12 protein-coding genes are annotated in these 12910 nt (G+C 35.2%); 6 read left to right on the top strand and 6 right to left on the bottom strand.

The window, feature by feature from the left end:
* Nucleotides 1-47: 47 nt before the first annotated feature.
* Nucleotides 48-1310: an MFS transporter gene (locus ACX5JI_RS12420; RefSeq protein WP_459501352.1), complete on the top strand. Its 1263-nt coding sequence runs from the start codon at nt 48-50 to the stop codon at nt 1308-1310.
* 44 nt (nt 1311-1354) lie between these two features.
* On the opposite strand, the gene ACX5JI_RS12415 is transcribed toward ACX5JI_RS12420, so the two are convergent.
* Both ACX5JI_RS12415 and ACX5JI_RS12410 read right to left on the bottom strand, forming a co-directional pair.
* Entirely contained in the window at nt 1355-1816 is a 462-nt protein-coding gene (locus ACX5JI_RS12415; protein ID WP_459501351.1) for a YozF family protein, read from the bottom strand.
* 251 nt (nt 1817-2067) lie between these two features.
* Nucleotides 2068-2397 (bottom strand): hypothetical protein, encoded by a 330-nt coding sequence (locus tag ACX5JI_RS12410; protein WP_459501349.1) that lies wholly within the window; start codon nt 2395-2397, stop codon nt 2068-2070.
* 514 nt (nt 2398-2911) lie between these two features.
* Here ACX5JI_RS12410 and ACX5JI_RS12405 point away from each other — a divergent pair.
* Nucleotides 2912-3451 (top strand): PadR family transcriptional regulator, encoded by a 540-nt coding sequence (locus tag ACX5JI_RS12405; protein ID WP_459501348.1) that lies wholly within the window; start codon nt 2912-2914, stop codon nt 3449-3451.
* Nucleotides 3452-3481: 30 nt separating this feature from the next.
* Nucleotides 3482-5230: an MFS transporter gene (locus ACX5JI_RS12400; RefSeq protein WP_459501347.1), complete on the top strand. Its 1749-nt coding sequence runs from the start codon at nt 3482-3484 to the stop codon at nt 5228-5230.
* A 74-nt stretch (nt 5231-5304) separates the two neighbouring features.
* Here the strand turns inward: ACX5JI_RS12400 and ACX5JI_RS12395 are convergent, their stop codons facing one another.
* A complete protein-coding gene (locus tag ACX5JI_RS12395) occupies nt 5305-6144 on the bottom strand; it encodes an NAD-dependent epimerase/dehydratase family protein (RefSeq protein ID WP_459501597.1) in 840 nt (279 codons plus the stop codon).
* Nucleotides 6145-6256: 112 nt separating this feature from the next.
* Here ACX5JI_RS12395 and ACX5JI_RS12390 point away from each other — a divergent pair, with 112 nt between their 5' ends.
* The 3 genes from ACX5JI_RS12390 (at nt 6257) to ACX5JI_RS12380 (ending at nt 9865) form a co-directional block, all read left to right on the top strand.
* Nucleotides 6257-7606 (top strand): aminotransferase-like domain-containing protein, encoded by a 1350-nt coding sequence (locus tag ACX5JI_RS12390; RefSeq protein WP_459501346.1) that lies wholly within the window; start codon nt 6257-6259, stop codon nt 7604-7606.
* A 231-nt stretch (nt 7607-7837) separates the two neighbouring features.
* Complete coding sequence (locus tag ACX5JI_RS12385; RefSeq protein WP_459501345.1) at nt 7838-8401, top strand: undecaprenyl-diphosphatase; 564 nt, start codon at nt 7838-7840, stop codon at nt 8399-8401.
* Between the two features lie 180 nt (nt 8402-8581).
* Nucleotides 8582-9865, top strand: a complete 1284-nt coding sequence (locus ACX5JI_RS12380) for an MFS transporter (RefSeq protein WP_459501344.1) — start codon at nt 8582-8584, stop codon at nt 9863-9865.
* Between the two features lie 227 nt (nt 9866-10092).
* Here ACX5JI_RS12380 and ACX5JI_RS12375 read toward each other — a convergent pair whose 3' ends face one another.
* From ACX5JI_RS12375 to ACX5JI_RS12365, 3 genes are all read right to left on the bottom strand, one after another.
* Nucleotides 10093-10731 carry a LysE family transporter gene (locus tag ACX5JI_RS12375; protein ID WP_459501343.1) on the bottom strand — a complete coding sequence of 213 codons (639 nt, stop codon included), beginning with the start codon at nt 10729-10731 and terminating at the stop codon, nt 10093-10095.
* Nucleotides 10724-11491, bottom strand: a complete 768-nt coding sequence (locus ACX5JI_RS12370) for a YqcI/YcgG family protein (protein ID WP_459501341.1) — start codon at nt 11489-11491, stop codon at nt 10724-10726. The genes ACX5JI_RS12375 and ACX5JI_RS12370 overlap by 8 nt, the downstream gene beginning before the upstream one ends.
* A gap of 579 nt (nt 11492-12070) precedes the next feature.
* Entirely contained in the window at nt 12071-12892 is an 822-nt protein-coding gene (locus ACX5JI_RS12365) for a YwqG family protein (protein ID WP_459501340.1), read from the bottom strand.
* Nucleotides 12893-12910: the final 18 nt, after the last annotated feature.

Genomic DNA, 12910 nt, shown 5'->3' with positions numbered 1-12910 from the left:
ATAATAAAAGGAAAAAGAAGGAAGATGTTTAGAGGAAGGGGATACATATGCAAGGAGAGGTGCAAACGGAAAATAAGGGGAGTTATGTAAGTAATATATTGTTACCTGTTACAAAATCACGACAGTTTACTTTTTTATGGATTGGTCAACTACTTTCAGTACTTGGAAGCTCCATCACAATGGTAATTCTTCCGGTAGTCGTATATACATTAACAGGCTCAACGGTTGTTATGGGAACGACGATGGCTATGTATATGCTACCGAACATTCTTGTTTTACCGTTTTCTGGGCTAATCGTTGATCGGATAAACCGAGTAAAGTTAATGTTATTTACGGATATTGTTCGATGCATAGTGATGATCACACTTGCGGTGCTTATGTTTACAAATACTTTAACAATCACGATTTTATATGTACTAGTAGCAATATATGGACTCATGGAAGGGGTATTTCAACCAGCATATGCAGCAGTGCGAGCGAGGGTATTTGTACCAGAAATTCGTAATGCAGCTAACGCATTAACACAAATGAGTAATCAAGGCGTTCGTTTAATAGGTCCAGCACTTGGTGGTCTTATTGTTTCGGTTGCATCGGCGGGAATTGGATTTGGTTTAGATGCATTAACTTATTTGCTATCTTTTATTTGTTTATTATTTTTAAAAGATGTAACAACTAAAAAAGTACAGAAATCAGCAGATCATAAAATAAATTTTAAAAAAGATTTTACAGAAGGAATTGTTGTATTAAAAAGCCATCCGTGGTTATGGATTACAATTTTAGCATTTTCATTTATTAATATTTGTTACGCTGGAATTATCGTTGTATTAATCCCTTGGCTATTTAATGTACATCATCAGTTTGAACCGTTTGTGTATGGAATGGGAATGGCATGCTCTGGAGCTGGGGCTGTTGTGGCAGCTCTTATTTTTGGTGGGAGACAGAGATGGCATAAACGAGGATTACTTGCCTATGGAGGTGTCCTCATTAGTGGTATAGCTTTATTATTGATGCCGTTTGTTTCATGGGCTCCGGGATTAATAGGATTAATGGCACTCGAAGGGGTTGGAATCATGATTTTCGGTTTAATATGGGAAACGAGCTTGCAAGAACTCGTGCCAGAAGAAGCGTTTGGAAGAGTAGCGAGTCTTGATATGTTAGGGTCTTTTGCTTTATTACCGTTAGGATATATCGTTGTTGGCTGGTTAGCGAATATAATTGGTGGTACTGTAACAATTATGATTTTAGCTGTTGCAGCACTTGTAGTAGTAGCGATTGCACTGCTTGTTCCGAGTATTCGCCAATTTGATTAATATATGGTTACAGAAAATAAGTAAGCTCTGCTAAACGGCAGAGCTTACTGTTCGTGGAATACGAATGTTTGTGTAAATTGCTTTTCTGCTTTTTCTGGGTGACCGTTATAACTAAAGTGATTTTCCTCCCAGCTAATTACTACATCAAATGAGTTAACGTCTTCATATAATGGGAATTTCATTTTTGTAAAACTTGTTTGGCTATATGACACACTCATATCAGACTTGTTGAAAGGTTTGAAAGTAGCCTTTGATTTTGGGTTATTGTGCCGTATTTCAACTGATATATTAAATACGTCTTTACCGATATTTTTGATAAGCAAGCTGTATGCACGAAACATATCTTCTTTTGATTGCGACATTTGAGGGGTTTTAGCTTTATCAACTTCAATATACCACTGCTTAGATTTTGATGTAGCAGGAAGCTCTGTAAAAGTAAAAGCGCTTGTTTGAAGTGGAACTGTAAAACATATGAGAGTAAGTAAGAATAATAATTTTCTTTTCATGTAGCATTCTCCGATTCGCTATAGCCAATTATTTTGATTTTGTTAGCATGTTCTAAAGGTAAAAAAGTTATGCATATATATTTGGTTTAGCAGTGATAGAAACGTGATGGTACACATTTCACCTTATATACCATAGTAACTATTTGCTTCTTGTTTTTAAGAGATAGGTTTATCTTTTGTGGTAAATAGAAAAAGAATGGGGACGATTTTTTTTACAATCTGATAGCTGTCCCCGTTACTTTACAATATATTTATTTTTCATTGTTTGTGGATGTTTTGTTGCATTTTTTCTTTTTTGTTTTTATTTTTATTGCTTCCTGTCCACCTTGTTCATCGTTTCTTTTTCCAGCAACTCCACTTCTTCCATTTCCATTAGCGAACTGTGATTTATTATTTGAGCTTTTGCTACCATTTAGAGCATTTTGTCCACCTTGATTTGCGTTTGTTCCAACATCTTTATTAATTTGTCCGCCGCCTTCTGCCCTTTGCTCAATGTTGCCAGCACTACTGCCTCGGTCTGCAAAATTATAGATGTTGTATATAGTAATGTGAATTGAACAATTATTTTTATCGCTTTTCATAGAGTTTGTCCTTCTTTCTTCTTTGATTTGGTATATCTCTTAGTATTAATATATTAAATTTGGTTTGTTTTTCTTGTATGCTTGTCTAATAAAATACATGATGTATATAAATCCAATTTGATTTTCTAACAGATGCATTATGGTTATGAAGAACAGGTGGAGGTCTTTACTCGTTTTCTCCTTCTGTTTTCACATGGAATGGGGCTAAAAAAGCACTGACCGCTTCTATGCATGGCCGGATGCTCTCTCCCTCCTAAAAAGAATACTTTTATGTCATTTTTTCAATTTGTATTTATATAGTTGGGAACTGTGTAGATGTTCGATGTATAAGCTTAATATTAGGGGGTATGTGCAGGAGGGCTATTATAGATAGCTCTTTTTTTATATCTAAATTCTTGAAAGAGTGTGAAATGAATTGGTTGCATTTTACAAATTTAAAAATATATTATATAATCAACAATCATATTAACATTGTTAATATGATTGTTGATTATATAATTGTGAGGTGTTTTTAATGAAAGGGAGAGACGTTGTTTTAGGGTTATTGATGGAAAAAGAGTTGTCTGGCTATGACATAAAAATCGTATTTGAAGATGTGTTCACTCATTTCTTTGATGGCAGCTTTGGGATGATTTATCCAACTTTAAGACAGTTAGAGAAGGAAGGGAAAATAAAAAAAGAGGTTATTATGCAAGAGGGGAAGCCAAATAAGAAAATGTACTTCATAACGGATGAAGGAAGAGAAGAGTTTTATCAATATATGAAGACGGATGTAGAGAAGGATGTTTTACGGTCTGACTTTTTAATGCGGATGTACTTTGGGAATTATAGCGATACAGCTACGGTGAAAAAATGGATTGAAGAAGAAATTGAAAGAAAAGAAGCGTATATTGCCGATCTTCGCTTGAAATATGAAAAATGGAGAGAGGGTATAACATTCGTAGAGGAGATTTCGCTTGATGTTGGTATTGCATCGTATACGGCACAAGTTGAGACATTAAAGAAGAAATTAGCGCAGATCACACTGAAAGAAGAACGGGGAAATAAGGGATAGAAGCGTTAATTTATAAAGGGAGGGATTACAATGGAGCAAGCAAAGGGTCTTAAGATAGTGTTTTTAATGTGTCTAGGTATCTTTCTTTGCATGATTGATACGACCATTATGAACATTGCTTTACCGGCAATACAATCTAGTATAAATACATCGCTAGAAAAAATGTCGTGGATATTAAATGTGTATACAATGACGATTGCGGTGCTAGCAATTCCGCTTGGACGTATTGCAGATATTTTTGGTAAAGCAAAAATGTATATCATTGGTTTACTTGTTTTTGGAGCTGGTTCGATATTATGTGCATTAGCAAATACAGGAGATTTTCTTATTTTTTCTCGTTTTATGCAAAGTATAGGAGCGGCGATTTTATTCCCGACAAGTATGGTCATTGGAGTATCGGCAGTTCCGTTAGCTAAGAGGCATGTGGCCCTTAGTATTTTAGGGGTGACACAAGGATTATCAGCTGCGATTGGTCCTGTAATAGGCGGTGTGATTACAGAACATTTAGGTTGGAGATGGGTGTTCTTTGTTAATATTCCGTTTTGTGTAATTGGAGTTGTTTTATGCTTTGTTATGCTGCAATTTAAACATGAAGAACGTATTCAATCTAAAATTGATTGGCTCGGATTGGTATTAAGCAGCTCTGCAATTTTCTTCTTCACTCTTGTATTAGTGAAGGGGAACACATGGGGATGGCTGAGTAGCTTAGCCTGGATTTGCTATATTACTAGTATTATTTCTTTTTTATTATTTATTTTAGTCGAAAGAAAAGTCGCGGCGCCTATGGTGAATTTACAACTATTTAAAGATCGAACGTTTGTTGGAGCTTCTATCGTTGTCATATTAAGCAATTTGTTTTTAATTGGAGTGACTGTCTTACTCCCAACATTTCTTACAAAAATACAACATCGAACAGAACTGGAAGCTGCTTTTCTAGTTACGCCTATTTCAGCAATGATATTTTTTGTCTCTCCGTTATCTGCAACATTAATGAAAAAACTTGGGAAAGTTTTTATTATTCTATCTGGTTTCACAGTGATGAGTGTAGCGTATTACTGGTTACAAAGAATTGGAGTAGATGCAACAAGTACAAATATTATCATTCCTTGCATGATATTAGGTGCTGGCTATGGTTTAGTCGTAGGTCCTATTACAATGTTAAGTGCGTCTTCATTTGAAGGGGAGTTATTAACTGCTTCCCAAAGTGTCATATCAATGCTGAGACAGGTAGGGATTGTACTTGCTGTTGCGATATTTGTATCAACCTTGACTCATAATCTGTCTGTCAATAAAGATAAGATTTATCGTTATGCTGAAGAGAAGATTCAGAATGTCCACGTAGATAAAGCTGAACAAGATAAAATATTACAAATAACGAAAGAAAACATCCAAAAGAAAAGTGTAGAATCAAGTGTTGAAATAGAACGAAGTGAAGAGAAATTCGGCTTAAGTAAGGAGCAAAAAGAGAACTTGATTCATGAAAAAGTGAATGAAGCTTTAAACGGAGTTCCAGTGGAATATAGAGAATTAAAAAGAGAAGAGGTTACAAAGCAAGTAACAAAAGGGGTTGAAGAAAAAGAGGAGAGTATAAAGAAAGAGATTCTTGTATTTTTAAATGATGTAAGTCACTATGCAGAAAACAAGCTGGCAATGAGTTTTACAGATTTATATAAAGTAAGTGCGCCAATTATTTTAATTTGTGGTTTCGTAAGTTTTGTATTTTGGGAGGGGAGATTAGGATTTGGTAGAAGAAAAAAGAATGTGATGGAAAATATGTAAGTAACTATGCATAAAATAGGATGATATTCGAACGAGTTTTGAATATCATCCTATGTAAATGTTATATGTTTTTATCACGTAATCAAAAATCCATCTCTCCAAGAGGGATATAATAACTCCCAACCTTCTTTTTTTGCCTTTTGATTCGATGCACCTCTTTCCCATGGCATTCCTCCATGTATATAATTTGGATTTGGCGCATGGAGTTGCTTGGCGTAATACGATCCCCAGACAGCGCTTTTGACTGGCTCGTCATCGACAATGTTATAGATTCCGTCTGTCCAATTTATTGCTTGAACTGTAGCATGTACTGCATCTTTCACATGAATAAATGATAGTATGCTATCATTTACCGTCATGTCACCGTATATGCACTGTTTTCCAATCATGCCCGTTTTATCATACCAAGTTTCGGGTCCATACAGTGAACCATATCTTAAGATGATAGAATTAAGAAGCTCTTGTACAGCGTTTTCTAACGCTACAATACCATCAATTGTAATTTTTCTCTTGTCGATCGCTTCAATATGCAAAGAATCTTCTTCGGTTGCGATTGTTTCGCCTGGTTCATATGCCCAGGCAATACTTTGAGCAATCATTCGTTTTATGTCCATTTCTTTTACTACATCAATGAGATGACGTGTTCCAATTGCACGTACTTTGGCGTTGTCTAATACACTTCCGTTACTAAGTGCAGTTACTTGATGTATTACAATATCTGGCTGAAAGTCTTGTAATGTTTTTTGGATTTGTTCTTTTTTTAACACATTCCCCACATAAGCGACTGCTCCTAATGACTGTAACAATTCAACTTTGTTATTACTCGTTGTTAATCCACCAACTATATGTCCTTTTTCAATTAAGGCTTGTATAAGATTCACGCCAATAACGCCTGTTGCACCTGTAACAAAAATTTTCAGATGAATCCCTTCTTTCTTTTAGACTGTCAACAACTTCATTGTAGAGCGCTCGATTATCCTATACAATGACAATAAATCTAAACTGTACCGGTAAAGGGGTATATACATGCTGAAATATCAACAAATTATGGCTGATTTAATTCAGGAAATGGAACGAGGCGTATTAACAGAAGGATCTAAACTCCCTTCCATACGTGAGTTGAAAAATCGATATGTTTGTAGTTCAGAAACAGTACTAAAGGCACTACATGAATTAAAGTATCAACATAGAATCTTTTCGGTTCCTAAGAGCGGTTTTTATGTGTTATCTACATCTAATTATCAAAATACTGAACAAACTACAATGATAGATTTTGCTACTGTGACACCAGATAAGACTGTATTTCCGTATACAGAGTTTCAACATTGTTTAAATCAAGCGATTGAAATTCAACAAGGTGGGCTTTTTTCTTATGGTATGACAGTGAGTGGGTTACCTTCGTTAATTCAGGAGGTAAAAAAATTACTTATGCAATACCAAGTATTCACAGAGTATGAAAACATTGTGATTACAACAGGTACACAACAAGCGCTTTATATATTGACACAAATTCATTTTCCAAATGAAGGGGATACGATTCTCGTTGAACAGCCCACATATCATCTTTTTAATAGATTAGTTGAAACTACAGGTGTAAAGTGTATCGGTATTAAGCGAGATGCGAATGGGATTGATTTCGATCAATTAGAGCATATTTTTTCGAATCATTCTATTACATTTTTCTATACGATGCCGAGATTTCATAATCCACTCGGGACTTCGTACAGTAAGCGGGAAAAATTAAAGATGTTATCTTTGGCTAAAAAATATAATGTTTATATTGTTGAAGATGATTATTTAGCTGACTTTGATCTGAATACAAAAACAGACCCTTTATTTGCTTACGATGTAGATGATCGAGTTATTTATGTAAAGAGTTTTTCAAAAATTATTTTTCCAGGATTAAGAATTGGAATAACCGTTCTTCCTAAAAGTATTCTCAATCCTTTTTTGACTTTGAAACGAGTCATTGATTATGATACAAGTCTTATTACACAAGGGGCGCTAGAACTTTATTTGAAAAGTAGTATGTTTCATACGCACAGAAAGTTACTTGCAAACAAATATGCAAAAAAATCGGTATTATTACATCAGGAAATAAAAAAACACCTCAATAATTGTGAAGTGAACATTCACTATAAAAAGCCGATCTCGCTTGATACAAAGTTACATCTAGCCTTACCTAAAAGTATAAATGCAACGGAATTAATTAGGCGCTTACAAGCTGAACATGTGTTAATAAAGCCAATCGATGAAAATTATTTATCCATTTTTTATAAAGAAAATATGATTAAAATAGATGCAAGAAATATAGATGCTTCTCTTATTTCAACTGGAATTCAAATTATATTTCAAACGATAGCTAGAATGAGTTAAGTAGTTGACTTTGAAACGATCAAAATGAAAAAAGAACCTTACAAAAATGTAATGTTAATGTCACAAAATAAGATAGTACATTGTTAGTACTCCTTTTAAAATGGAATAGATTATGATTTATAGGTGGGAGCCAATGAAAAAACATAATAAAAATGTATGAGAGTTCCATGAGAAATCGTTTCGTAAAGTAGACTTTATTGAAATGGAGCGTGGGTTAAAGGAGATTATGTAATGAGTGTTAAAGATTTAGATTATGAATGGTTCAGCTTTATAAATGATAAAGTACAGCAATATCCATTAATAGATCATGTAATGATTGTATTTGCAGAATATGTCCAATACGCTTTCGTGTTATTACTTATACTGTTATGGATAAAGAATAAACCACATTTCCGTGTGATAGCTTTTCAAGCGATGGTTGCGTTTACTTTAGCGTATTCGATCAATAGAATCATCGAGATATTTATTTATAGAGATCGTCCTTTTGTCTCGCATAACATCACACAACTCGTAGAGCATGCTGCCAATTCTTCTTTTCCAAGTGATCATGCAACATCAGCTGTTGTAATTGCGGCTACACTATTGCTATCTGGATATCGTTTTAAATATACTTGGTTTTTCTTAGCGCTTGTTGTAGCTTTTTCAAGAGTATGGGTAGGCGTACATTATCCGTTTGATGTAATTGCAGGGTGTATACATGGAGTATTACTAGCTTTATTTACGAAGTATGTTGTATTTAAAATACGTCCTGTTACTTTATTAATTAAAAAACCTATTTTTCAAGGCGGAAACTAGTTTTATTAAATAATAGAAAATATTTGTTTCTAAGAAAAAACTGTTCTAAATCAAAGGATTTGGGCAGTTTTTTTGTTTTGTTCTTTTAGAATTATAAGGATGGCTGGAAATGCTGTTGAATAGGACACATGAATCATAGTACATTTAAAAAAGGAGATTCTTTATAAAGAAGGTGAGAAAATGTTTAATAAAGCTGATAGTTCAATAAGGAGTCATATGTATACAGAAGAAGAACGAAAACTGTTATATAAACGAACGTTAGTAATCGTAAGTATTTCACAAATGTTTGGTGGTGCAGGGTTAGCCGCTGGAATTACGGTAGGCGCACTCCTTGCACAGCAAATGCTTGGGACAGATGCATTCGCAGGATTACCAACTGCTATATTTACAATGGGTTCGGCAGGGGCTGCCTTAATAGTAGGTAGACTTTCTCAACGCTATGGACGCCGAATCGGACTTGCGACAGGATTTATGGTAGGGGGGGTTGGGGCTATTGGCGTTGTAATAGCAGCTTTAATGAATAGTATTCTTCTCTTACTTGCTTCCCTACTCATTTATGGTGCAGGGACGGCCACAAATTTACAAGCTCGTTATGCCGGTACAGACTTAGCGAATAAGGAGCAACGGGCAACAGCTATTAGTACGACAATGGTTATGACGACCTTTGGTGCGGTAGCGGGGCCGAACTTAGTGGGGGTCATGGGGAGTTTTGCCCTTTCTATCGGTATTCCTGAACTAGCTGGTCCGTTCATATTATCAGCAGCGGCATTTTTGTTAGCAGGTCTCGTACTTTTCATTATGCTGCGCCCGGATCCATTACTTATAGCGAGCATGATAGAAACATATAAACAGAAGAATGCAATTAAAGGCCATGCGACAACTAACAAATCGATAGTAAATAAACGAGGTGTTACAGTTGGGGCAATCGTCATGATACTCACTCAAATTGTAATGGTTGCGATTATGACGATGACTCCCGTACATATGGAACACCATGGTCATGGATTAAATGAAGTGGGTCTTGTCATAGGATTTCATGTAGGTGCAATGTACCTTCCGTCACTCGTTACAGGAATTCTTGTTGATAAAGTTGGCCGAATAGCGATGAGCATTGCTTCTGGAGTGATACTACTTAGTGCGGGCGTGGTGGCTGCTATTGCACCGAGTGATTCTCTAATTCTCTTAGTCGTTGCTTTAGTTTTACTTGGATTAGGATGGAACCTTGGTTTAATAAGTAGTACGGCGCTAATTGTTGATGCAACAGAACCTTTAACACGCGCAAAGACACAAGGAAAAGTCGACGTTTTAATTGCATTGGCGGGAGCTGCTGGGGGAGCGATGTCTGGTATGGTAGTGGCGAATTCAAGCTATGCAGCACTATCATTAGCTGGAGGGGCGTTAGCTTTATTACTCATTCCGGTTGTGATTTGGTCTCGAAAAGGAGAAGGACGTGAAATGAAATAGAGGTCCAGAAAGTTTTATAAATTGATTTGTACTGACGGAGAAAAGGGGAAGTACTAATTGTTTTGAAAAAACAATACAATTCTCCGTAAGAGTTTAGAGGAGCATATGCAGAATGAGTTGAGAGTTCAAGCTCAAATCATATATGTAAGGAGAAAAAACACCTCCTGAATTCGTATACGAATTCAGGAGGTGTTTTTTCATGTACCACTATTCGGGTTCACTTCAAATTACATTATATTTTGAAATTCTAGTATTGCTTGATATCCAAAATAAATCCCAAAACTAATTAAAATAATACCTGCAAAAATAGAAACCCATTTCATAACGACATGATTGACAAATTTTCTACCAAAATGGATAGATGTAGCCATAAATAAATCCCATAACATGATACCTGCAAAAATAGCTGTACTGTACCATAAAGCCTGTTCTTTTCCAATCGTATTTATTGCACTCGTAAGAACTGAACCGTAAATACCTATCCAAAATACGATATTGAGTGGGTTTGAAATAGCGATTGCAAACCCAGCTAGGAAAGATTTGATAGGATGTTCTTTTTCACTTGTTATAGAGTGTTGCGCTTGTTTAGGGGCGTCCTTAATACTTTCATACCCTAAATAAAGCATTGTAACAAAACCAAAGATCCAAATACAGAGTTGGGCAACTGGAGTCGTTAAATAAGTAGAAATGCCGAAATAAATGAGTAGCATCATAATTACGTCGGCAATCATTGCACCGACCCCAACTAACCAAGCACTCCAAAAGCCATTCTTTACTCCTTTATTTATTTGAGCCACATTAATTGGACCTACAGGGGCAGAAAGCGAAATACCTAACAGTATATAGCTACATATCATGCTAATCATGCTTCTTCACTCCTGTAATAGGGCATCTTATTACACTTTCTTCGTTCGTCTCAGGTAACATGTATTGTTTCCATTCATGTATATTCCCCGCGCCGTAATCACCTATATCGGGATGCATTGAAATGCTATCATATGCTAATAAACGTTTTCTAATAATGTTACGAACTTGTTTTCCTTGCTTTGTATCCCCTGTAATGTCATCTAGCGTTCCTCGAGGTTGTAAAGTAATTTCAAGCCCAGTCTCTGTGTATCGGCTTTTTCTCTCAGAATAGATAGGAGCCCTACAGACTACAAATATAGGCTCGCCAGCAAAACAAAATTCCCATTTCGTGTGATAAGGATCCATTGGTATTTCAGGATTCCATGGTTCGGGATCATTTTTTATTAAAAATTGTAGTACGTTCCAAAATTGCTTTTTATATTCTTCAGCCATCAATTGCTCACTTGAAGGTTTGAAAAATATGACTAGTGTAGTTCGTTTTGCAATTTGCTGGTAAGTTTTTATATACTCATAAATCCCATCTCTCAGTTTCATGAGCTCTTTTTCATCATAAGCAGAATCAGCGAATAGATATCTAGACCACCCGTGTTTTTCAGAGTCTACTGCGAAGTAACAAGGGAAGGGCTTAGAATTATCCATAATGCTACTATGAAAATTATGGAAAGAATGTATTTTCCAATCTTCCAATAATGCTTTGTTTTTGTCTTCTAAAATTTTTTCCTGATCATATAAAAAAGATTTTGTAGAGTGTATGGCCACTTTAAATCCTCCTTTTAAATTTTGTTTCCCAAAAAATACATCTTATTTTTTCAAAGTGAAGAATTCGATAGTATTTTTAAATGAAGAAACAACTTTAAAAATCTGTTAATAATGGTAATTTAATACTGAATATTTTATATGAGGATTTTATCATAATTTTAAAAATATTTTCACTTGTATTAGGTTTTCTCTTTGTGAAAAATATTGATAAATATTTATCTGACTGTTTTTAGGATTTAGTATTTTTAAGTGGATCCTCAAATCCTCAACCAAAATGCAATCTATGGCTAATGTATATAAATATGTTACGAAGAAAAGAACGGAGAATAAATGGGCTAGATAACAAAAGGAAAAAATAGATTAGCGATTAAAAAAATTGTCTGTAGTCATGTGGGCAATGTGATGCGAAAACTTAGTACTAAATCGACAAACAGTTATCATGTTTTTCGTATAGTAAAATTCAAATTATATTGACTAGGCCAACTTTGTAGAAAAAGTTGGCCTTATTTGTCGCTGTACACGAATTACAGCAATATATAAGAACAAAGGAGAGGGAAATGTTGCAATTGTATGATTGATTTAGCAACATTGTAAAATCAACCAAGTATTTTCAAAGTTTCTTCGCAATACATCTTCTTTTTTGATCCAGAAATACAATAGCCCAGTGTCTCCCCAATCCATTTCAGACTCATCGTTAGTATCAAGTTGTAACAGTAACATCCAATCCTGAGGGCTACCAGGCAAATGTTTTATTTTTTCATCTGAAGGGTATCCATTTCCTAAATCAATTCCGTTTGTAACAAGATGACACTCTTCTGCCATTTCTTCTGATTGTATAGCTTGTGCAGAGCCGAGTAAGTGATGTAATCCATCGAGATATAAATCTTCTATTTCTTTATAAAGATCCCATTCATCATCATCTGATAAACCTGTTTCTCTGACTTTTTCTTTTGCTAATGTCCACGTTTCTTGAAAGGAGATGATGGAAGGAGGAAACACTTCTGTTTGAAGTTCTCGTCGTATTAGATTTTCTATATTTTCCGTATACAGAACGTGATGTCCTCCGGTATCTCTTGGATCAAATCCCCATGGTTGTTCTTCTGCGTCATAAAAGAAATATAACATGCCCTTCGTAGGTAGGAGGTTTCCTTTGTGAAAAGGTTGTACTTCTTCTAAATTCAGCTGCCCAATAAAGTGTAACGGTATGTCGTTGCACGTTGGAATCTTTAATTTATTAGGTAAATCTGGAAACCCTCCTAATTTTGACGCTCCTACTGCTATTTTCTCATCAGATCCTTTACGTATACGAATTTGAATTGTTGGCTCAAGAGAATTTAAAATGTGTTGTTCTAAATGCAGGGCACTATATTTTTGGAGCAAACTTTGTAAAGTTTGTTTCACTATGTATCACCTCATTCT

The sequence above is a fragment of the Bacillus sp. C1 genome (genome assembly GCF_054570475.1).
Note: the sequence above shows the minus strand (reverse complement) of the source record. Positions and strands in the feature narration are given on the sequence as shown.